The 20,338-nt window shown below is 71.8% G+C and carries 18 protein-coding genes; 7 read left to right on the top strand and 11 right to left on the bottom strand.

What is annotated here, in order from left to right; genetic code table 11:
• Positions 1-143: 143 nt before the first annotated feature.
• Together ABJI51_RS12285 and ABJI51_RS12280 are read right to left on the bottom strand one after the other, a co-directional pair.
• On the bottom strand, positions 144-1,025 hold the full coding sequence (locus tag ABJI51_RS12285; RefSeq protein ID WP_348950235.1) for a TIGR03854 family LLM class F420-dependent oxidoreductase: 882 nt from the start codon (positions 1,023-1,025) through the stop codon (positions 144-146).
• Positions 1,026-1,078: 53 nt separating this feature from the next.
• Positions 1,079-1,516: a MarR family winged helix-turn-helix transcriptional regulator gene (locus ABJI51_RS12280; RefSeq protein WP_348950233.1), complete on the bottom strand. Its 438-nt coding sequence runs from the start codon at positions 1,514-1,516 to the stop codon at positions 1,079-1,081.
• A gap of 70 nt (positions 1,517-1,586) precedes the next feature.
• Between ABJI51_RS12280 and ABJI51_RS12275 the strand changes: the two genes are divergently transcribed.
• Together ABJI51_RS12275 and ABJI51_RS12270 are read left to right on the top strand one after the other, a co-directional pair.
• Positions 1,587-1,979, top strand: a complete 393-nt coding sequence (locus tag ABJI51_RS12275) for a DUF5313 domain-containing protein (protein WP_348950232.1) — start codon at positions 1,587-1,589, stop codon at positions 1,977-1,979.
• Between the two features lie 12 nt (positions 1,980-1,991).
• Positions 1,992-2,930: an RluA family pseudouridine synthase gene (locus ABJI51_RS12270; RefSeq protein ID WP_348950230.1), complete on the top strand. Its 939-nt coding sequence runs from the start codon at positions 1,992-1,994 to the stop codon at positions 2,928-2,930.
• 19 nt (positions 2,931-2,949) lie between these two features.
• On the opposite strand, the gene ABJI51_RS12265 is transcribed toward ABJI51_RS12270, so the two are convergent.
• Positions 2,950-3,528: a hypothetical protein gene (locus ABJI51_RS12265; protein ID WP_348950841.1), complete on the bottom strand. Its 579-nt coding sequence runs from the start codon at positions 3,526-3,528 to the stop codon at positions 2,950-2,952.
• 197 nt (positions 3,529-3,725) lie between these two features.
• On the opposite strand from ABJI51_RS12265, the gene ABJI51_RS12260 reads away from it, so the two are divergent.
• Both ABJI51_RS12260 and ABJI51_RS12255 read left to right on the top strand, forming a co-directional pair.
• A complete protein-coding gene (locus tag ABJI51_RS12260; protein WP_348950229.1) occupies positions 3,726-4,301 on the top strand; it encodes a dihydrofolate reductase family protein in 576 nt (191 codons plus the stop codon).
• Positions 4,302-4,376: 75 nt separating this feature from the next.
• Positions 4,377-5,003 carry an alpha-ketoglutarate-dependent dioxygenase AlkB gene (locus ABJI51_RS12255; protein WP_348950227.1) on the top strand — a complete coding sequence of 209 codons (627 nt, stop codon included), beginning with the start codon at positions 4,377-4,379 and terminating at the stop codon, positions 5,001-5,003.
• Positions 5,004-5,019: 16 nt separating this feature from the next.
• Here ABJI51_RS12255 and ABJI51_RS12250 read toward each other — a convergent pair whose 3' ends face one another.
• Both ABJI51_RS12250 and ABJI51_RS12245 read right to left on the bottom strand, forming a co-directional pair.
• Entirely contained in the window at positions 5,020-6,297 is a 1,278-nt protein-coding gene (locus ABJI51_RS12250; protein ID WP_348950225.1) for a cytochrome P450, read from the bottom strand.
• 64 nt (positions 6,298-6,361) lie between these two features.
• On the bottom strand, positions 6,362-8,023 hold the full coding sequence (locus tag ABJI51_RS12245; protein WP_348950839.1) for a peptide-N4-asparagine amidase: 1,662 nt from the start codon (positions 8,021-8,023) through the stop codon (positions 6,362-6,364).
• A gap of 133 nt (positions 8,024-8,156) precedes the next feature.
• On the opposite strand from ABJI51_RS12245, the gene ABJI51_RS12240 reads away from it, so the two are divergent.
• On the top strand, positions 8,157-9,152 hold the full coding sequence (locus tag ABJI51_RS12240; RefSeq protein WP_348950223.1) for a LacI family DNA-binding transcriptional regulator: 996 nt from the start codon (positions 8,157-8,159) through the stop codon (positions 9,150-9,152).
• Between the two features lie 43 nt (positions 9,153-9,195).
• On the opposite strand, the gene ABJI51_RS12235 is transcribed toward ABJI51_RS12240, so the two are convergent.
• Positions 9,196-9,441, bottom strand: a complete 246-nt coding sequence (locus ABJI51_RS12235; RefSeq protein ID WP_348950222.1) for an ATP synthase subunit c family protein — start codon at positions 9,439-9,441, stop codon at positions 9,196-9,198.
• Between the two features lie 266 nt (positions 9,442-9,707).
• On the opposite strand from ABJI51_RS12235, the gene ABJI51_RS12230 reads away from it, so the two are divergent.
• The gene (locus tag ABJI51_RS12230; RefSeq protein ID WP_348950220.1) at positions 9,708-10,913 is read left to right on the top strand and encodes an MFS transporter; all 1,206 of its coding nucleotides are present in this window, start codon (positions 9,708-9,710) and stop codon (positions 10,911-10,913) included.
• A 40-nt stretch (positions 10,914-10,953) separates the two neighbouring features.
• Here ABJI51_RS12230 and ABJI51_RS12225 read toward each other — a convergent pair whose 3' ends face one another.
• Genes ABJI51_RS12225 through ABJI51_RS12215 form a run of 3 tightly spaced genes read right to left on the bottom strand, consistent with a single transcriptional unit; the run spans position 10,954 to position 16,066 of the window.
• Positions 10,954-11,844, bottom strand: coding sequence for an ROK family protein (locus tag ABJI51_RS12225; RefSeq protein WP_348950218.1), 891 nt, complete (start codon positions 11,842-11,844; stop codon positions 10,954-10,956).
• Positions 11,841-14,642 carry a glycosyl hydrolase 2 galactose-binding domain-containing protein gene (locus tag ABJI51_RS12220; RefSeq protein ID WP_348950216.1) on the bottom strand — a complete coding sequence of 934 codons (2,802 nt, stop codon included), beginning with the start codon at positions 14,640-14,642 and terminating at the stop codon, positions 11,841-11,843. Before ABJI51_RS12220 ends, ABJI51_RS12225 begins: the two co-directional genes overlap by 4 nt.
• Positions 14,639-16,066: an APC family permease gene (locus tag ABJI51_RS12215; protein WP_348950214.1), complete on the bottom strand. Its 1,428-nt coding sequence runs from the start codon at positions 16,064-16,066 to the stop codon at positions 14,639-14,641. The genes ABJI51_RS12220 and ABJI51_RS12215 overlap by 4 nt, the downstream gene beginning before the upstream one ends.
• 137 nt (positions 16,067-16,203) lie before the next feature.
• On the opposite strand from ABJI51_RS12215, the gene ABJI51_RS12210 reads away from it, so the two are divergent.
• Positions 16,204-17,361: an ROK family transcriptional regulator gene (locus tag ABJI51_RS12210; protein WP_348950837.1), complete on the top strand. Its 1,158-nt coding sequence runs from the start codon at positions 16,204-16,206 to the stop codon at positions 17,359-17,361.
• A 19-nt stretch (positions 17,362-17,380) separates the two neighbouring features.
• On the opposite strand, the gene ABJI51_RS12205 is transcribed toward ABJI51_RS12210, so the two are convergent.
• Positions 17,381-17,611, bottom strand: coding sequence for a hypothetical protein (locus ABJI51_RS12205; protein ID WP_348950212.1), 231 nt, complete (start codon positions 17,609-17,611; stop codon positions 17,381-17,383).
• A 406-nt stretch (positions 17,612-18,017) separates the two neighbouring features.
• Entirely contained in the window at positions 18,018-20,279 is a 2,262-nt protein-coding gene (locus tag ABJI51_RS12200; RefSeq protein ID WP_348950211.1) for an ATP-binding protein, read from the bottom strand.
• Positions 20,280-20,338 lie beyond the last annotated feature (59 nt).

Genomic DNA, 20,338 nt, shown 5'->3' with positions numbered 1-20,338 from the left:
CCGTTGCCGACGAGTCGGCGTGGACCTGGGTACAGCGTCGGCGAGCCGCGTCACGCTGCGCATACAGTTTGACTGGGATGGCTGGCATCAGTATTTGTCCATCGAGTAATTGTCCACAAATTGTCCACTGTGGCGCCGAACATTCAGTTCTGCAGCGGCACCAGTTCCGCCTGGAACTTCTCCAGGAACCCGTCGAAGTCCCCGTGTCCCGGCCGGAGCACGAACTTCGACAGCCCCGCCTCGATGTGCTGCTCCACCAGGCGACGGGCCTCCGGCCAGCTCGTCGCCACCAAGTCCGGCAGCGGCACACCCGGGCTTCGCCGGGCCGCCATTGCCGCCAGGTCGTCCGGGATGCCCCGGTCCGCCACCACCAGGCTGAGCCCGAAATGGTCCTCCTCGATCTCCCGGCCCGCTTCGGCCGCCGCGGCCTGGATTGCGAGGCGGGCTTCGCGGGACTGGGACGGCGTATGGAAGCTGCCCAGCCAGCCGTCCGCGAGGCGGCCCGTGCGGCGCAGGGCCGCCGGGGCCGAGCCGCCGAGCCAGATGTCCAGGCGCTTCGCCGGACGCGGGCCCAGTGACACCCCGGTGACCTGGAAGAACTCGCCGTCGAACGTGACGTCGTCCTCCTCCAGCAGGCGGCGCAGCAGGGTCAGGGACTCGTCGAACACCGCCGCGCGGCGGCCCGGCGGGACCGGGAACAGGGCGTGCTCGGCCGCGCGGGCCGGGCGGAGGCCGAACACCGGCAGCACGCGCTTCGGCGCGAGCCCGGCGAGGGTGAGCAGCTGCTTGGCCACCAGTACCGGATGACGGCCGGGCAGGATCGCGACGCCGGTGCCCACCTTGAGCTTCGCCGTGCGTGCCAAGGCGTGGGCCATGCCGATCATCGGGTCGACTTCGGGCGAGTAGACCAGCTCGGACAGCCACAGGGAGTCGACGCCCGCCTCCTCCAGCCGCTGCGCCAGCCCGGCGAACTCCGCCGGTCCCGTCCCCGCCGCCGGCGCGACGCCCAGCCTGATCTTCAGCACGTTCCCTCCCGGAGGTCTTTCCGGTGGCAACGCGCCGCGGGCCGGGGAATTCCTCAGGCCGTCGCGTCGATGACCCGCGTCAGCACCGCGTGCAGCGCCTCCAGCTCGGCCACCTCCATGCCCAGCGTCTCGACCACCCGGTACGGGATCTTCAGCGCCTCCGTGCGGAGCTCCCGGCCCTTCTCCGTCAGCTCCACCGTCAGCTGACGCTCGTCGGACCGGCTGCGGGCGCGCGTGACGTAGCCGAGCGTCTCCAGCCGCTTGAGCAGCGGGGACAGCGTCGCCGGCTCGTGCCGCAGCGACGTGCCGAGGTCCTTCACCGACCTCGGCGACCGTTCCCAGAGCGCGAGCATCACCAGGTACTGCGGATGGGTCAGGCCGTAGGGCTCCAGCAGCGGCCGGTAGATCGCGATCACGCTGCGCGAAGCCACCGACAGCGCGAAGCACACCTGCCGGTCCAGCTTCAGCGGGTCCTCACCCAGGTCGATCATGCCCCGATCCTACTGTGTCACCGGTCGCGCTAATGATTAGCACACTAACGATTAGTGTACTCTCGAAGTCATGGAACGACCTGGAGTCCCGCGCCGGCTCGGCTACGCCCTCGGTGTCCGGCTTCCCGCGCGCTTCAACGACTGGGCCCTGCACGACGCGACGTCGAAGCACTGGCGCGCCCGGTACGTGCTGCAGCGCTCGGCCGGCATCCTGCCGCTGTGCGCCGTCTGGCTGCTGCTGCCCGGGTCGATCTGGCTGCGGCTCTCGCTGGTCCTCATGGCCGCGCTCGTCGCGTACTTCTATTCGTGCGCCTACATGGAGGAGAGCATCGAGCACCGGCTCGGCCGCCAGGGCTTCCCGCACGGCACCGGACGCCGGATCCGTGCCGAAGCCGCCGAAGCGGAGAACGCCGACGCGACCGCCCGCTACCTCGCCCGCTACCGGACGCCGCCGTCGAGCTAGAGTCGGCAGGCGATGAGACGCAAGCTCCGCCCGCCGATCCCGCCCCGCCACGGGCTGGAGCCCGCCCGGCTCAAGCTGCCCGCCGAGGGCGAGTGGCCGACCCTGCTGGCGCACCTGGTCGACCGGCTGCCGCGGGTGCCGCCCGGCCGGATCGAGGAGATGCTGCGCGAGGAACGCATCCACGGCATCGACGGCCCGCTGGGTGTCGACACGCCGTTCGAGCCCGGCTCGTTCGTCTGGTTCCACCGCGACCTGCCCGACGAGGTGCCGGTCCCCTTCGGCCTCACCGTCGTGCACCGCGACGAGCACCTGCTGGTCGTCGACAAGCCGCACTTCCTGGCCACCATCCCGCGCGGACAGCACATCCTGGAGACCGCGCTCGTGCGGCTGCGCCGCGACCTCGGCCTGCCGCACCTGTCCCCCGCCCACCGGCTCGACCGGGTCACCGCCGGGCTGGTGATGTTCGTGATCACGCCGGAGCTGCGCGGGAAGTACCAGACGCTGTTCCGCGACCGGAAGGTCCACAAGGAGTACGAGGCGATCGCGCCGTACGACCCGGCGCTGGCGCTGCCGCGGACCGTGCGGAGCCGGATCGTCAAGGAACGCGGGGTGCTCGCCGCCCAGGAGGTGCCCGGCGAGCCGAACGCCGAGACCTACGTCGAGCTGCTCGAACACCGCGACGGGCTGGGCCGGTACCGGCTGGTGCCCGCCACCGGCCGGACGCACCAGCTGCGCGTGCACCTGAGCGGCCTCGGCATCCCGATCCTGGGCGACGACTTCTATCCCCGGCTGCGGGAGAAGCCGCTCGGGGACTTCACGAAACCGTTGCAGCTGCTGGCGAAGGTCCTGGACTTCGACGACCCGCTGACCGGCGCGCACCGGCGGTTCACCAGCGGGCTGCGGCTGGCGGCGTGGGACGACCTCGAGGCGTGGGCGGCGCCCCCGGCGTGAACCGGGAGCGCCGCTCGCCTCACTTGTGCCAGAACCGGATGCCGCTCCACTGCACGGTGATCGGGCCGGCGCCGCTGGCCGTGCGGTAGCTGCCGAACTTGTCGTAGTAACTGCCGCCCGGGCTCGGAATCGTCTGCTTGAGCGAGCCGTTGAGGTACACCTTGTGCGAGCTGCCGACCTGGTTGATCGTGTTGACCCGCACCGCCGTGCCGACGGTCGCGCCGCTGCCCAGCGTCGCCCCGCCTTCCACGGCGTAGAGCCGTCCGCCCTTCTCGACGGCCAGCAGGAAGTACGGCCCCGCGTCGGAGCCGTCGCGGAAGGTCTGCTTGAGACTGATCCGCGTGCCGGACATGCTGGTGATCTTGAATGAACCCTCGAACTGGTGGGTGCCGCCGCTGTAGGTGGTGTAGCGGCGTTCCGCACGCTGGTCGCCACTGGCGGTCGAGCAGGTGAGCTGGAACGTCAGCCCGGAGACCTGGCCGCATCCCCGCTCCTGCTCGGTGTACCCCGGCGAATCCGCGATCCAGGGACCCGTCCCGACCTGGGCGTCCGCGGCCGGGGCCAGGGCAACCAGGCCCGCCACGGCCGTCGCGAGCACGGCCGCACGTCGAAGTCCGCGCACCGTCCACCTCCTGTGTCACTCGGGGCGGCGGTGGTTCAGACCTTTGTCCGACCTGAAGTCACTGTACGAGCCGGAGCCGTCACGGACAAGAGTTTCCCGGCCCGTGTCGATTCCGGCCCGGCCCGTTCGACAGACTCACGTAGGCAAGCCCGAACCACCGAGGAGCACCACACATGCGCACCCTGATCTCCACCTCGTTCGTCTCGCTCGACGGCGTCGTCGAAGCCCCCGGCGGCGAACCGGGCTACCGCAACGCGGGCTGGACGTTCAAGGACATCGAGTTCGACCCGGCCGCGTACGCGATCAAGGGCAGCGAGCAGGAAGAGGCCACGGCACTGATGATGGGCCGGGTCAGCTACGAGGCGTTCGCGCCGGTCTGGCCGGGAATGACCGTGGAGTTCGCCGGCTACAACGCGATGCCGAAGTACGTCGTGTCGACCACGCTGGACGAGGCGGACCTGGTGACGAACTGGGGCGAGATCACCATCCTGCGTTCGCTCGACGACGTCGCCGCGCTCAAGGAGACCGAAGGCGGGCCGATCATCGTCAACGGCAGCGCCACCCTCAACCGCGCGCTGGCCGACGCGGGCCTGATCGACCGCTACCACCTGCTGGTCTTCCCGGTCCTGCTCGGCGCGGGCAAGCGGCTGTTCAGCGACGCCGACAAGGACAAGCAGAACCTGAAGCTAGTCGAGAGCGAGGCCTACGGCAACGGGATCCAGAAGATGGTCTTCGACTTCGTGCGGTGACCGGCGTCCGGGTCCGGCGGCTTTCGCGATGTTTCACGTAGAACATCTGTTCGAACTTCGTGTACCGTCGGACCCATGACGACCCCGGCCCTGCAGGCATCGCTGTTCGGCGAATCCGGTCCCGTCACGCTGCACCCGCTGGCACCGCGCCGGACCCAGCTTGGCGCGGGCGCGTGGATCGACGTGCAGCCCGGCTGGCTCGACGGCGCCGACGAGGTGTTCACCGACCTCGTCACCGGCGTCCCGTGGCAGGCCGAGCGGCGCCGCATGTACGACCGGCTCGTCGACGTCCCCCGGCTGCTGTGCTTCTACCGCGAAGCGGCACCGCTCCCCCACCCCGTGCTGACCGAGGCCCGCACGGCGCTGAGCGAGTACTACGCGGGCGAACTCGGCGAGCCGTTCCGCACGGCGGGCCTGTGCTACTACCGCGACGGCCGCGACAGCGTCGCGTGGCACGGCGACACCCTCGGCCGCGGCAGCACCGAGGACACGATGGTGGCGATCCTCTCGGTCGGCGCGGCCCGCCAGCTGGCCCTGCGCCCCCGCGGCGGTGGCGAATCCCACCGCTACGCACTGGGCCACGGCGATCTGATCGTCATGGGCGGCTCGTGCCAGCGCACGTGGGAACACGCGATCCCGAAGACGAACCGGGCGGTCGGGCCGCGGATCAGCATCCAGTTCCGGCCGCGCGGGGTCCGCTGAGGCGCGTGCGACGGGCTCAGTCCACCAGCACCGGCAGCTCGTCCAGACCGTACACAATGGACACCTGACGGAAGGACAGCTGCGTCTCCGGCACGGCGAGCCGCAGGTTCGGGAACCGGCGGACCAGTGCCGGGTACGCCGTGCGCAGCTCCATGCGGGCCAGCTCCGCGCCGATGCAGCGGTGGATGCCGTAGCTGAACGCCAGGTGCGACGTCGGCTCGCGGGTGGCGTCGAACTTCTCCATGTCCGGGCCCAGCTTCGGGTCGCGGTCGGCCGCCGACAGCGACACCAGGACGATGTCGCCCTCGGCGATGCGGACGCCGCCGATCTCCATGTCCTCCTTGGCGAACCGGGGGAACGCCATCTGCACCACCGTCAGGTAGCGCAGCAGCTCCTCGACGAAGCGGTGCACGGACTCGTCGTCGCCGCGGACGGCCGTCATGGCCTGCTCGTCGCGCAGCAGCACCAGCGCGCCGAGTGCCAGCATGCTCGCCGTGGTCTCCAGGCCGCCGGTGAGCACGCCGTCGGCCAGCCCGGCCAGCTCGCGGTCGCCGATCTCGTCGCCGTGCTCCTTGATCAGCATGCCGAGCAGGCCGTCGCCCGGCTGCTCGCGCTGCTTCTTGACGATGTCGAGCAGGTAGGTCAGCGACTCCGACATCGCGCCCAGCGACGCGCTCGCGCCGCCGAAGAGGTCGAAGCGGGCGGTGCTCAGGCGCTGGAAATCCTCGCGGTCCTCATAGGAGACGCCGAGCAGTTCACAGATGGTCAGCGACGGGATCGGCAGCGCGAACGCCTGCCACAGGTCGACCGGGCCGTCGGCGGCGGCCATGGCGTCGAGCTGCTCGGCGACGATCTCCTCGATGCGCGGCGCCAGCCTGCTCAGCCGTCGCATGGTGAACTCCGGGGTGAGCAGCTTCCGCAGCCGCGTGTGCACCGGCGGGTCCGCGAAGCCGAGCCCGCCGGGGTTCTGGTCGGCGGTCACCCCGGCGTTGCCGACGAGGTTGGTGAAGTCGCTGGAGAACCCGGTCGCCCTGCCGAGCACGGCCTTCGCCTCGTCGTACCCGGTGACCAGCCAGGCGTTCATCCCGAACGGCAGGTCGAGCTTGCCGATCGGCGCGTCCGCCCGGCGCGCGGCCATTTCCGGCACCGGGTCGAGCCCGTCCCGTTTCAGCGGTACCAGCGCCGAATCCGGCAGGAACGACGACATCTTTTCGAGATCGAACCCGTTTTTGGACTGCCGGGCGAGATACCGCCGGCCCACCCAGCCCAGCACCCGCGAGCGGAGACTCCCCATGGGCCCGACAGTACCGCACTAGCCCGATCGGGTGACCGGCGGCGAGACGCGGTTCACCCGCGGCTCAGCCCCGCGGCGGCAGCTCCCGGTTCTCCGTGAACAGCCCGTGCTCGCTCGCCAGGTAGTGGAAGTACGGCCGCCCGAGGTCGTCGGAGCCGGTGTACAGCGTCTTCGACCGGCCGTCGGCCTCCGTGTTGACCCCGTTCGTGCGGGCCAGCACGCCCGAGGAGCTCAGCCACTCCCGCGAGGCGCGCACCGGCCACCACGCGTGCCCGGTGCCGGTGAGGTCGCCGACGATCCTGGTCATCTCCACCGCGCCGGAAATCCGGAGGTTCTGGTCGTCGGTGATGTTCGCCGTCGCGTCCGTGGTCAGCGGGTAGGACCACGTGTGCCGGGCGGCCGAGCGCACCTTTCCCTCCACAGTGGACACCGAAGTCTGCTGCCCGGAGTCGGACTGGACGACGTGCTGGGTGAAGCCGCCGCCGGTGACGTCGTCGGTGTTGCGGTAGTCGCGGGTGCGCTCGACCGTCGTGTACACGCGGCCGGCGGAGGTGTCCACATAGCCCGCCGTGACGTCGTGGCGCTGTGCCGTCACCGTCACGGTCACCCCGTCCGCGATGTCCTTCACCGTCGTCCGGCGCTCGGGGGCGGCCGCGACGTCGTGGCGGGTCAGCGCCCCGGACGTCTGCGCGGCGTTTTTGTCGGTGTAGAGCAGTAGGGTCGGCACGACCGTGAACTCCCCGCCGATGTCCGGGAAGGAGAAGGAGATGTCGTGACTCCCGCCGTCCACGAGACGGCCCGCGAACGGCGTGACGTCGTAGGTTTCGGCGTGCAGGCTGAAGGTGCCGATCGCCACGATCGGCCGCCACAGCTGCGGCACGATCCCGCCCGAGTAGATGTGCGGGAACGTGAACGCGCTGCCGGCGGGCGTCCCGTCGATCGCGAAGTTCGCCTCGCGGTAGGGCCCCTTCCCGCACAGCCCCGCCGCCGGGTACTTCGCCGCGACCTCGTCGGGGACGTCGTCGAACCACTGCTCGTCGCACGCGTGGCCTTCGAGGGTGACCTCCAGGTAGGCGCGGGTGATGTTGCGCGGCAGGTCCCGCGCGGTGAAGTGCACCGTGGGTGCCGCCGGGGTCGCGTCGGCGTGCCCAAACCCGGCGACGTGTGCCGCGGTCTCGGGCGCCGGGTGCCCGCGGTCGGCCTGGTAGTAGGTGAGCGTCACCGTCTGCTCGTAGACCCCGGTGTAGACCGGCGAGGTGTAGTTCTCGATGCCGCCGTGGAACGGCTGCGGCGTGCGCAGCAGCGCGGTGTACGGGGTGAGGTCCTTGTCGAAGTGGTAGGTGATCGGGCGGGTGCCCTGCCCGCTCGGCTCCTCGGTGGTGCCCCACCAGACCTCGGTGCCGCCGATCCGCAGGTCGCCGATCCGGTCGTACTGGCGGCCGCCGACGGTCACCGTCTGGTCCATGACGACCTTCGCCCACGGGCCGGGGCACGCCGCGGGCGGTGTGAGCGTGCCTTCGTAGTAGCGGGGGCTGCCGTCGGCGGCGTTGGAGCGGAAGGCGTCGGCGAGGGTGACCGTGCAGTGCGGCGTGTCCGGCCGCGTCACCGCGGGCGACGGCGTCACCGGGTTGTCGGTGCTGCCTTCCAGGACGGGCCCGGCCGAGGCGACCGCCCCGGAGAGCATCCACGTCAGCACGACGGACAGGACGATCGTGAAGATCCGCACCCGGACTCCTCCCAGCGGCAGGCTCACCGCCTGGAGCCTAGCGGTGCGATCATGCGACGAACGGCGGAAATCCGCCTCTGAAACGTTTCATTCCGCGTGGTAGGCTGACGCCCTTCCCGGGCGAGGGGGTGTGGTGGTCGGCATCAAGGACGTCGCCAAGGCGGCGGGCGTCTCGATCGGCACGGTGTCCAATGTGGTCAACCGGCCGCACGTGGTCGCGGCGGCGACCCGGACGCGGGTGCTGTCGGTGATCGAGGAGCTGGGCTACGTCCGCGACGAGTCGGCCCGGCAGCTGCGCGCCGGCCGCAGCCGGGTGCTGGGCCTGCTCGTGCTCGACCTCGGCAACCCGTTCTTCGTCGACGTCGCCCGCGGCGCCGAGCAGGCCGCGCACGCCGAAGGCCTCAACATCATCACCTGCAACAGCGGCCAGCGCTCCGACGTCGAGGCGTCCTACCTGGCGATGTTCGCCGAGCAGCGGGTCCGCGGGGTGCTGCTGAGCCCGGTCGCGACGTCCGGCGAAGCGCTGCGCGCGTTCCGGCGCAGCGGCACGCCGTACGTCCTCGTCGACCGGAAGGCGCCGGAGTCGGAGGCCAGCTCGGTGTCGGTGGACGACGTCGCGGGCGGCGCGCTCGCCGCGCGGCACCTGCTGGAGACCGGCCACCACCGGATCGCGTTCGTCAACGGCCCCGCGATCCTCGCCCAGTGCCGCGACCGCGAGCGGGGCGTGCGCACCGCGCTGGCCGGCTCGGCGGCGGAGCTGACGGTGCTGGAGGCGGGCGGCCTCGACGTCGCCTCCGGCCGGGACGCGGGCGCGCGCCTGCTGGGCACGAGCCCGCGGCCGACGGCGGTGTTCTGCGCCAACGACCTGCTGGCGCTGGGCGTGCTGCAGGCCATGGTCGGCGCGGGCGTGCGGGTGCCCGGCGAGATGGCGATCGTCGGCTACGACGACATCGAGTTCGCCGGCGCCGCGGCGGTCCCGCTCACCTCGGTCCGCCAGCCCGCCCGCCGTCTCGGCCGCACGGCGGCGGAGCTGCTGCTGGCGGAGACGGCCGACCCGGAGACCGGGCACCGGGCCGTGGTGTTCACCCCGGAACTGGTCGTCCGCGAGTCGACGCGGGCAGGCCGCTGACCCCGCCGGGCGGCAGGGTCAGCGGATTATCCACAAAGGACACTCACTTGGTCGACGCGATGAAGTAGATCACGATGCCGATCAGCGCGAGCACCTCCGTCAGCACGAAGGTCGAGTACCCGATCGTCTGCAGCCGTCCCCGCGCCTCCGGCTGACGGGCCGTGCCGTTGATGACGGCGGCGAAGATCAGGCCGACGCCGATTCCCGGGCCGATGGCGCCGAGCCCGTAGCCGATCGCGGCGAGGCCGGGATTGATGTTGGCAGTCTGGGCCAGAATCAGTTCGCTCATGGGTGTTCCCCTTTCACGTCGGTCCACGCGCACGCTCGCGTGGAGCAGCGGTTTTCGTGGTGAAACCAGGGAAAACAGACGTCTGCGAAGGAGGGAGAAGGGGTCTCGGCGGCGTATTCGGAAGGCTGGTCGAGAATTCCCGGGAACCGATTTGTCCGGCCAAGACAAGGATATCACGAAACCGGGCGGATCGCCCGTTTCTCCACAGTGGACACCGGCGCCGAAAACCGGTTGACACGCCGTGGGAGTCCGGCAGGCTGTCGATCATGACGAGCAGATGGGTGCGGCTGCAGGCCGTGGCGGTGTCCGGTTCGTCCGCCGAGGGGCTGATGCTCGCCGCGCTGCCGCTGCTCGCGGTGTCGATCACCACCGATCCGCGCGAGGTGTCGCTGGTCAACATCGCCGGGCAGGCGCCGTGGCTGCTGCTGTCGCTCTTCGCCGGCGTGCTGATCGACCGCGTCCGGCGGACCACCGTGCTGGCCTGGGCCTACGCGGTGCAGGCCGGAGCCGCCGTAGTCCTCGCCGTCGCCGCGGGCACCGGGCTGCTGAGCCTGCCGGTGCTGCTGGTCATCGCGTTCGTCGTCACCTCGGCGCAGGTGCTCGGGGACGGCGCGAGCGGCGCGCTCGTGCCCGAGCTGGTCGGGCCGGACCGCCTGGCGCACGCCAACGCGCGGCTGACGGTGATCGACCGCGGGGTCGTGCAGTTCGTCGTGCCGCCGGTCACCGGCTTGCTCATCGCAGTCGGCGCCGGGGCGCCCGCCGGGCTCGCCGCCGGCTGCGCGCTGCTGGCACTGCTGCTGACCCGCCGCATCCCGTCGGCGTCGGTCGTCGCCGCCACGACCCACCCGCTGCGTGACCTCTCCGGCGGGCTGCGGCACCTGGTGAAGACGCCGCTGCTGCGGTCGATCACCCTCAACGTCGCGCTCGGGTCGTTCGCCGCGAGCGCCGGCAACTCCATGTTCGTGCTGTACGCGACGCAGATCCTGCACGTCGGCCCGGTCGGCTACGGCCTGCTGCTGGCCTGCCTGGCCGTCGGCTGGGTGGTCTCGTCGTTCGGGGTGCAGAAGATCGTCGACCGGCTCGGGTACTCGTGGTCGATGCGGCTGGCGCAGAGCCTCGGCGTGCTGGCGCCGCTGCTGCTGGCCGTGCTGCCGCCGTGGCCGCCGCTGATCGGCGTGGTGCTGGTCTTCCTGACCTCGACGGTGCTGGTCTGGAACGTCTGCTCCCAGTCCAGCCGCCAGCGTTTCACCCCGGCCCCGCTCCTGGGCCGCGTGCTGACCAGCCACCGCGCGCTGGCCTGGGGCCTGACCCCGCTCGGCGCGCTGACCGGCGGCCTGGTCGCAACGCACTGGACCCTGCGCGGAGTCTGGGTGGTGGTCGCCGCGGTCCAGGCACTGAGCGCGGTCCTCGTCTGGTTCCAGCTCTCCCCCGCCGCGTTCCGGCGAGCCGAAGAGCTGGTCGGGACGCACTGAAGCGCCCCTTCCGCCGCCGGTCCGCGCTGCAGGCTCGCGGCTAACCGCCCAGGGCCAGTGCCACCGCGCCCAGCAGGGCCGCGTCCTGGTCGAAGCGGGCCGCCACCAGCTCGGGCGGGAACGGGACCGCATGGGCCAGGCGGTCCGCCAGTGCCGGGAGCAGCACGTCCGCCGAGCGGACCAGGCCGCCGCCGACCGCGATGCGTTGCGGGTCCAGGGCGATCGCCAGGTTGGCCACGTGCATCGACAGCTCGTCCAGCGCCGCCGTGACCAGCTCCTTGGCCTCGACGTTCTCCTTGGCCAGTGCGAACAGCTCGCCGGCGGTGACCGGGCGGCCGAGCAGTTCGCTCGCCCGGCCGCCCAGCCCACGCCCACCGACGGCTTCCTCGAGCGGCGCCGCTCCGCTCGCGAAACCCTCGGTGTCCTGCGGCGAGCGCAGGTTGTACCCGATCTCGCCGGCAGCTCCGTTGGCGCCGGTCAGCACCCGGCCGCCGACCAGCACCGCCGCCGCGATGCCGGTGCCCAGGGAGAGGAACACCGCCGGGTCGGCCCCGGCCAGCGCGCCCCACCGCCATTCGGCCAGCGCCGCGGCCTTCGCGTCCGTGCCGACCGCGATCGGCACGCCCCCGAACTCCGCGGCCACCAGCTCCCGCAGCCGCAGCTGCTCCCAGCCCGGCACGTTCGGCGCGAGCAGGATCTTCTCCGGCAGCACGATTCCCGGGCTGACGACGCCGACGCAGGACGGCACCGCGCCCTCGTCGGCCAGGAGGGACCTGGCCGCGGCGAGCGCGCGCACCACCACCTGCTCGGCCCCGGCGTGCGCGTCGGTGTCCAGCCGGCGCGTGGCCAGCAGGGTGCCGTCGCGATCGGCGAGCCCCAGCGCCACCTTCGTGCCGCCGAAGTCGATCCCGAGAATCCGCTCGTCGCTCACTCGCCGCTCCCCCGTGTCACGATCCGTCCCGTGTTGAACCCGTCGACGCTGATCACCGGCACCGCGCCGCACAGGTCCGCTGCCCGGTACCTGACGGTCAGCGTCTGCGACTGACCGGGCCACAGCGTGATGTCGTTGTCGTCCCAGATCGCGTTCGCGAGCTGGTTGTCACCCGGGCGTTCCCGCCCGTCCGGCGTGCCGCGGCGGACGTCGGCCCGCAGGAAGAACGCCGCACCCGGGGTCTTCGCCGTGTTCGTGACGGTCACCGTGGTGACCAGGTCACCGCCGCTCGCCCGCGTCGACGCCACCGCGGCGACCTGCGACCGCGGCAGGTGCCGCAGGGCCTGCAGGTCGGCGTACTGCGCCAGCGTCGCCTGCGGGTTGCCCAGGGTCCTGGCCCAGTCGACGACGTCCTTCTGCGTCGAAAGCCAGTAGACGTTCCGGTCGAGGACCTTCCCGCCCTGGGAGACCTGCAGTTCGACGAAGTAGACCTGCGCGGGCGCCGGCGCCTTCGTCTCGGCGGGCACCCGGGGCCGCAGCACGCCGGTCCGGACCTCCTGGCTGCGCAGGCTCAGCCCGGACACCGTCCGGTCGTCCAGGACCTTGCCCGCGGTGTCGAGGACGCGGGCCCGCACCGAGAGCCCGGCCTGCGCCGTGGCGCCGAGGTTGTCCAGTGTCACCGAACCGTCGTCGTAGCCGTAGATCGCGTGCAGCGGCTTGTTCGCCTTCTGCGCGCCGAAGTACGCGCCCGGCTGGTCGCCGTCGTCGTTGTAGAGCGACCACAGCAGCGTCGGCCAGCCCTTGTTCAGCTGCCAGTAGACGACGCCCGTTGCGGGACTGGCCTTGTCGGTCGAGTGGTGCAGGAACGCTTCGAACTGCGAGCGGGTGTTCTCGTAGTTCGCCAGCTGCGCGAGGTCCACATAGGACTCCAGCGACGTCCACTTCCCGTACCGGCGCGCGATCGACTGGTCGAGGGTGTAGAGCGTGCCGAACGCGTAGCCGCCGTGTCCCGGCTCGAAGTTGGCGTGGTACTGGTTGTACGCCGGGTCCTGCCACAGCTTCGCCTGCTCGGCGGGCGAGAGGAACCGCCTGATCGAGTCCAGCGTCGGCACGGTGTGCCCGGCGCTCTGCTCGCTGGCGAAGCCCCACGCGCCACCGGCGTTGGTCCGGCTGTCGTCGGAGGCGTCGAAGTGCGAGCTGTCGTACCAGTACGACGGCGGAACCCAGTCGTACGGGCCTTCCTTCTCCCCTGACGGCCCCAGTGCCGGCGTGCTTTTGTACTCGGCCGAGGCGATCACCGGGACCTGGAAGTCGGCTTCGGCGAAGGCCTTCAGGGTTTCGGACTCCTGGCGCGGCACCGGCTCGTTGTCGCTCCAGCCGTAGTTGAAGACGCTCGGGTGGTTGCGCTCCCGCTGCGCGATCGTGTACGCCGAGTCGTGCATGATCCGGTAGTCGCGTTCGGACAGCTTAGCGGCGTCCTCGGGCTGCCAGGCGTCACAGCACAGGAAGCCGCCGATCACCAGCAGCCCGGCGCGGTCGGCCTGGTCGTAGAAGTCCGGCGGCATGTCGTGGCCTTCGAGCCGGACGCCGGTCAGGCCCAGGTTCCTGATGAGCGCGAGCTGGTGTGCGGTGTCGGCCTTGTCGTAGCGCAGGAACAGGTCCGGTGCGAAGCCGCCGCCGCGGAAGACGAAGTCCCGGCCGTTGATCGTGAACTGCCGCGCGCCCTCCGGCAGCGCGGGCGACTTGCCGATCAGGCGGGAGGTGACCGTGCGGATGCCGAAGGTGCTCTTCGACGACGTCGACGCGACGCCGTCCTGCGAGACCGTGGTGGCCAGCGTGTACAGCGGCTGGCCGCCCATCGAGTACGGCCACCAGACCTGCGGTTTCGCGATCCGCACCGGCGCGAGGGCCACGGTCTGCCTGGTGTTCGCCGCGATCGTGACGCGCTGCCGCACGACGATCGGCGCGCCCGAAGGCGGGGTGATCGTGGCGGTGACGTCCCCCGTCTGCGGGGTGGCCGCGTTGTTGGTGACGTCGAGCTTCACCGTCAGCTTCGAGCTGGACAGGTCGGGCGCGTTGTCCTGGACGACGTGGGCGTTGTCGCCGGTGAGCGTGCCGGAGACCTGCAGTGTCGGCGGGAACTGGATGCCGGTGTTGTTGTCCGGCGGGATCTGGCCCCAGTCGACCTGGTCGAGGGTGTACATCTTCGTGGGGTCGTTGGGATAGACCTTGATCGCCAGGGTGTTGCGGCCCGGCTTCACCAGGTTCGACACGTCGAAGGTGTGCCCGGCGAACGCGCCGCTGACGACGTCCCGCGTGGCGACGAGCGTGCCGTTCACCCAGACGTCGCCCTCGCCGACGATGCCCGGGACGGTCAGCTTCGCGTGCTGCCCCGGCCGGATGTCCGGGGTGAAGTCGGTGCGGTACCACCACGGGTCGGCGAACGGCTGGGTGACGACCGGGCCGAGCTTGTCGACGTAGCCGAAGCACTTGCGCATGGTGTCGGAATAGAAGACGTCCGGGCACTGGCCGTTCTGGAGCAGCGCGGTGATCTCCGTGCCGGGCGCGCCCGCGTCGTCCGGCTTCACCCGCAGCCAGCCGCGGGTGGGATAGCCCGGCGTGGAGACCTTCTCGCCGCCGTCGGGGACGCGCGCGGTGGTGAGGACCTGCCAGCCCTGCAGGCCGATCGTGGCCGGACCGTGCGACGCGGCGGTGTCCTGCGCGGCGGCGGGCCCGGCGACGGTCAGCACGCCGGGAACGAGGAGAAGCGCGGCGAGGACCGCGACCCTGCGGGTCACGCCTGCGCCCCTTCCGGCTCGGCCGCGAAGGCTTCCTTGATCTCCTTGGGCCCGAACGGCCAGGTGCGCTCGGCCTTGGCGTAGCCGAGGTAGGCCAGGCCGCCGACGACGATCCAGCCGAGCGACAGCCCGATGGACAGCAGGTCGGCCGACACGTAGATGTAGATCCAGCCGACGAGGGCGAGGACGGTCGGCAGCGGGAAGAGCCACTGCCGGTACGGCCGCTTGAGGTTCGGCTGGCGGAAGCGGAGCACGAAGATCGCCGCGACCTGGGCCAGCGACTGGATGATGACCAGGGTCGCGACCGCCGCGTTGATCACCGTGGTCAGGGTGAACAGCGAGCCGATGATCGTGATGGCGCCCATGGTGAGCACGCCCGCGGTGGGCAGGTGCAGCTTCGGGTGCAGCTTGCCGAACACCGGCAGGAACACCTTGTCGCGCGCCGCTTCGAACGGCACGCGCGAGCCGCCGAGCAGCCCGGCGAAGACGGACCCGATCGCGGCGATGACGATCAGCACGGTGACGGCCTTGGCCGTGCCGGTGCCCCACACCTGCTCCAGCACCGACGACGCGACCGACTTCGCCTCCTTCAGCTGCTCCAGCGGGATCGAGCCGAGGACGCCGACCTGGAGCAGGAAGTACAGGCCCATGATGCCGAGGATGGAGAAGATGATCGACCGCGGCAGCGTGCGGCCCGGGGTCCGCACCTCGCCGCCGAGGTAGGCGCTGGTGTTGTAGCCGAGGTAGTCGTAGATGGCGATGATCAGGCCGGCGCCGAGGCCGCCCCAGAACGTGCCCTCGCCGGCGGAGCTGAACGCGCCCGGGGTGAAGGCGAACGCCTGCGCGGCGCTGAAGTGCGAGAACGCCGCGACGATGGTGGTGAGCACCGCGGCCAGCATGATCACGAACAGCACGGTCGTGAGCTTGGAGATCTGGCCGATCTTCCGGAACAGCGCCAGGATGATCACGAGCGTGATGGCGACGCCGATGAGCTTGCCCAGCGGGGTGGTGCCGTCGTCGCCGGTGACGCCGGGGATCAGGTAGCCGAGGTACTGCACGAGCCCGATGATGCCGGTGGACATGATCAGCGGGATGAACAGCACCGCGCTCCACACGAACAGGAACGGCATCAGCCGCCCGGTGCGGTACTGGAACGCTTCGCGCAGGTAGAGGTAGGTGCCGCCGGCGCCCGGCATCGCGGCGCCGAGCTCGGCCCAGATGAGCCCGTCGGCCAGCGCGACGATCGCCCCGATGATCCAGCCGAGCATCGCCTGCGGCCCGCCCATGGTGGCGACCATGGCCGGGATCGTGACGAACGGGCCGATGCCGCACATCTGGGTCATGTTGATCGCGGTGGCCTGCAGCGGGCCGATCTTGCGCTCAAGGGCGGGCTGCGGTTCCCCGGACCGAGTGGGTGAACTCACGACGTGCCTCCGACTAGTAGTTAGTAAAGTTTCTTAACATAGAACGGGCGGGGTCGAAAGGGTTCCGCCGGTAAAGTTGCGGCAACGCAGGAGGATTCGTGGGGCAAATCGGGCCGCAGGTCGGGACCCCGGCGCACATGCGGGCACTGAACCAGCGCGTCGTCCTCGACCGCCTGCGGACCCACGGCGAGGCGACCCGGCCGCAGCTGGCCGTCGACACGGGGTTGTCGAAACCCACGGTGGGACAGGCACTCCTGGATCTCGAGCAGCACGGATTGGTCCGGACCACCGGGCGGAGCCTGCCCGGCCCCGGCCGCGCCGCCGTCGTCTACCGGGCCGCGCCGGACGCCGGGCACGTGGCAGGCGTCGACATCGGACGGCGCGCGATCCGCATTGCCGTGGCCGATCTCGAAGGCAGCATCGTCGCCCGGCTCGACGAACCGAACCGGTGCCGGTCGGCGAGCGCGCTCGTGCGGACGGTGAGCGAATCCGTCGAACGCGCGGTGGCCGCCGCCGGGTTGCAGCCGCACGACGTCGTGGCGACGGTCGTCGGCACGCCGGGTGTCCCCGATCCGGCAAGCGGCACGGTGTTCCGCGCGCCCAACCTGCCCGGCTGGGAACGACGCGGGCTGCTGCACGAACTCGTCGCCGCGCTGGCCGCCGGCGGCTCGGACGTGGTGGTGGAGAACGACGCGAACCTGTGCGCGGTCGGCGAGCACGCCCTCGGCGCGGCGCTCGGCGTCGACGTGCTGGTGTGCCTGACGGTCGGCACCGGCATCGGGATGGGCCTGCTGGTGGACGGCAAGCTGTTCCGCGGCGCGCACGGCGCGGCGGGCGAGATCGCCGACCTGCCGTACGGTCCCGAACCCGCGGGCGCGGGTGCCCGCCGTCCCGGCCCGGTGGAGACGGCGGCGGCGGGCCAGGCGGTCCTCGCCGCGGCCCGGGCACGGGGGCTGACGAAAGCGCGTTCGGCGAAGGAGGTGTTCCGCCTGGCCCGCGCGGGCGACGAGCGCGCCCGGGAGGTGGTCGAGCAGGAGGCGGAGAAGCTGGCGTACGTGGTGTCGGCGGTGACCGCGGTCCTGGACCCGCGCCTGATCGTGCTGGGCGGCGGCATCGGCGGCAACACCGACCTGCTGGCCGCCCCGATGCAGCGCGCGCTGGCCGCGACGATCCCGGTGGTGCCGCGGATCGTGGCCGGTCAGCTGGGCGAGGACGCGGTACTGGCGGGAGCCATCGCGACGGCCCTGGACACGGCGCGCGAGCTGGTCTTCGACCGCCGCGGCCACCGGCCCTGACCCCGGGCTGCAGGCGCGGTCAGTCGGAGGGCCCGCGCAGGGTCAGCACCACCCGCAGCACGTACTCGACGGCCATCGGGAAGGGCGCACCACGCAGCTCGTCGCGGTCGGCGAGGTTGCGGGAGGCGAACTCCAGCTCCCGCTCGGGACCACCCCGGCGGACGAGGAGGGCGGCGATCTCCTCGAAGTCGAGGTCCGGATGGTCGAGCCGCGTCAGGGCGAACTCGACGATCAGTTCCTCGGCCGTCACGTCGTCTCCTTCCGCTGCCTCCAGCCTACCCGCGGGCAGGCGGACGCAGCGGTCAGCGACGGGCACGCGCCGCCGCGCTGTCATGAACGACTCGTTCATGTCCCCAGACGACATGAACGACTCTTTCATGTCGTTTCGGAGGCGACCCGCGGGCAGGCGGGCGCAGCGGTCAGCGACGGGCACGCACCGCCCACGAAGGCGCACCGCACTGCGGACGCCAGGTGCCGACATGCACCCACTGACGGCCCCACGCGTGGGACATCAGGACCGTCGGGCGGTGGCACCGGGGACAGACCTGCGGCGCCGAATCGATGGACACGGTCTTCTCCTTCCCCACTCCGGACGGACGTGGGGAAAGGATCGCCCGGACGCCGTCCGGGGAGCACCGGGGAAACTACCCGACCGGCTACGCGGACCGCCCCGGCTGCCCGGCCAGCCACGACGCCACCTGGAGCCGGGAGGTGAGGCCGAGCTTCACCAGGATGTTCTCGACGTGCCCCTCCACCGTCCGGCCGCTGAGGACCAGCGCGGCGGCGATCTCCTTGTTGCTCTTGCCCTGGGCCACCAGCTCGGCGATCTCCCGCTGCCGCCGCGTCAGCCCGCCGGGCTCGGCCGCCGGTGCGGGCCTGCTACCCGCCGGCTTCTCCCGCAGTGCGTACCGGACGACGTCGTCGAGGCCGCTGCCGGCCGCCTCGCCGAAAGCCGCGTCGAACGCCTCGGATCCGAGTGCCTCGCGCGCGGCCGTGGCGCACTGCTCGTCGAAAGCCTGGTAGGGGCTCGTCTCGCCGACGCGCGCGCCACTGAGGCGCCAGACCGCGGCGGCGCCGCCGAGCAGCCGGGCCGCCCGCTCGTGCGCGCCGCCGGAGGACTCGCACCACGCCAGCGCTTCGAGGAGGAACGCGAGCAGCGTGCGGTCGGTCAGCCGCAGGGCGATCGCCTCCTGCAGCAGGTCCGCCGCCGCCTGGTGGCGGCCCGCCCGCCAGCGGTGGATCGCGACCGCCCACAACGCGTACCCCCGCGACCAGCGTGCCTCGTGCCGTTCGGTCAGGGCCAGCGCCTCCTCCGCGGCTTCGGCACCGGCGGGATCGCCGAGGAAGAAGCGCACGGCGGCCAGCAGGATCAGCGTGTCGAACACCAGCAGCGCGTCCCCGGCCGTGCGGTAGCCGGCCAGCGCCCGCTCCAGCAGCCCGGCGCCGCCTGCCAGGTCGCCGGCGAAGAACGTCGCCATGCCCGCGCATTCGGCGTGGCCTGCCCGGAGCCGGTCGTCGCCGAGTTCGTCGGCCAGCTCGGCCAGTTCGGCCAGCAGCGCCGCGTGGGGTGCGCCGGTCTGGATCGCGAGGAACGCCATCGCGTACACCGCGCGGGCGCGGACCAGCGAGCGCTCGCCGCACAGGTCGAGCCCGCGCCGCAGGTACCGGCACCCCTCCGGCACGAGACCGCCGCCGTACCAGAAGTTCCACAGCGAAGCCGCGATGTCCAGCGCCTCGCTCGCCCGTTCCGGCGCGGACAGGCAGTACTCCAGCACGGCCCGCAGGTTCGAGTGCTCCCGCCGGAGCCTGCCGACCCACTCCACCTGCCGCGGGCCGAACCCCTCGGCCCGGTACCGCCGGGCGAGGTCCCGGTAGTAGGCGACCTGCCGGGCCCGCACGCCGTCCTCCGCGGCCAGCTTGGCGGCACCGTACTCGCGGACGACCTCCAGCATGCGGTACCACGCGTGCCGCCCGAAGGTGCCGTTCTGCCTGCTGAGCACCGACTTGTCCACCAGGCCCGCGACGACGTCGAGCGCGCTGTCCCCGGCGGTCTCGCACACGTGCTCGGCGGCGTCGAGGTCGAACCCGCCGGGGAACACCGACGCCTGCGCCCACAGCCGTTGTTCCGCGGGCGAGCACAGCTCGAAGCTCCAGCCGACGGCGGCTTCGAGGGTCCGCCGCCCCGGCCGCGACGTGAGCAGGCCGAGCCGGTCGTCGAGCCGCTCGAGCAGCTGGTCGGGCGAGAGCACGCGGAGGCGGACGGCGGCCAGCTCGATGGCGAGCGGGATGCCCTCCAGCCGTCGGCAGATCCGGGTCACCGCGGTCCGGTTGCCCGGGGTGAGCGCGAACCCGGGCGAGACGGCGGCCGCGCGTTCGGTGAACAGCGTGACCGCCTCGGCCGGGCCCGCGCCGGTGTCCTCCGCCGGCACGGCCAGCGGCTCGACGGGCAGGAGGTGCTCGCCCTCGACGTGCAGCGTGTGCCGGCTGGTGGCGAGGATCCGCAGCCCGGCGGAGGCGGCGAGCAGTTTCGCGGCGAGCGTCGCGCACTCCTCCGCCACGTGCTCGCAGTTGTCCAGCACCAGCAGCAGCTGCCTGTCCTCGAGGTATTCGGCGAGCCCGGCCGCCTGGTCCCCGGTGCCGCGCAGGCCGAGCGCCGCCGCCACGGTGTGCGGCACCAGCTGCGGGTCGCCGACGTCGGCCAGCTCGGCCAGCCAGACGCCGTCCGGGAACGCCCGGCGCACGTCGGCGGCCACCCGCAGCGCCAGCCGGGTCTTGCCGACCCCGGCGGCGCCGGTCAGCGTCACCAGCCTGGCCGCGGACAGCAGGCGTTTCGCCTCCGCCAGCTCGTGCCGCCTGCCGACGAAGCTGGTCAGCTCGGCCGGCAGGTTGCCGGCACTCCGGCGCGGACGGGCAGCCATACGGAGCAGTGTAGATCGAGAAGCCGTTCGCTTACTGTACCGTCCAGACGGTATAGTAA

Source organism: Amycolatopsis melonis, assembly GCF_040064235.1.
Classification (GTDB): domain Bacteria; phylum Actinomycetota; class Actinomycetes; order Mycobacteriales; family Pseudonocardiaceae; genus Amycolatopsis; species Amycolatopsis melonis.
Note: the sequence above shows the minus strand (reverse complement) of the source record. Positions and strands in the feature narration are given on the sequence as shown.

Excerpts from the sequence above, each read along its gene's own strand:
- ABJI51_RS12230 (WP_348950220.1), top strand. The coding sequence starts at position 9,708 with ATGACGAGCAGATGGGTGCGGCTGCAGGCCGTGGCGGTGTCCGGTTCG.
- ABJI51_RS12260 (WP_348950229.1), top strand. The coding sequence starts at position 3,726 with ATGCGCACCCTGATCTCCACCTCGTTCGTCTCGCTCGACGGCGTCGTC.
- ABJI51_RS12235 (WP_348950222.1), bottom strand. The coding sequence starts at position 9,441 with ATGAGCGAACTGATTCTGGCCCAGACTGCCAACATCAATCCCGGCCTC.
- ABJI51_RS12200 (WP_348950211.1), bottom strand. The coding sequence starts at position 20,279 with ATGGCTGCCCGTCCGCGCCGGAGTGCCGGCAACCTGCCGGCCGAGCTG.
- ABJI51_RS12280 (WP_348950233.1), bottom strand. The coding sequence starts at position 1,516 with ATGATCGACCTGGGTGAGGACCCGCTGAAGCTGGACCGGCAGGTGTGC.
- ABJI51_RS12255 (WP_348950227.1), top strand. The coding sequence starts at position 4,377 with ATGACGACCCCGGCCCTGCAGGCATCGCTGTTCGGCGAATCCGGTCCC.
- ABJI51_RS12275 (WP_348950232.1), top strand. The coding sequence starts at position 1,587 with ATGGAACGACCTGGAGTCCCGCGCCGGCTCGGCTACGCCCTCGGTGTC.
- ABJI51_RS12250 (WP_348950225.1), bottom strand. The coding sequence starts at position 6,297 with ATGGGGAGTCTCCGCTCGCGGGTGCTGGGCTGGGTGGGCCGGCGGTAT.
- ABJI51_RS12270 (WP_348950230.1), top strand. The coding sequence starts at position 1,992 with ATGAGACGCAAGCTCCGCCCGCCGATCCCGCCCCGCCACGGGCTGGAG.
- ABJI51_RS12210 (WP_348950837.1), top strand. The coding sequence starts at position 16,204 with ATGCGGGCACTGAACCAGCGCGTCGTCCTCGACCGCCTGCGGACCCAC.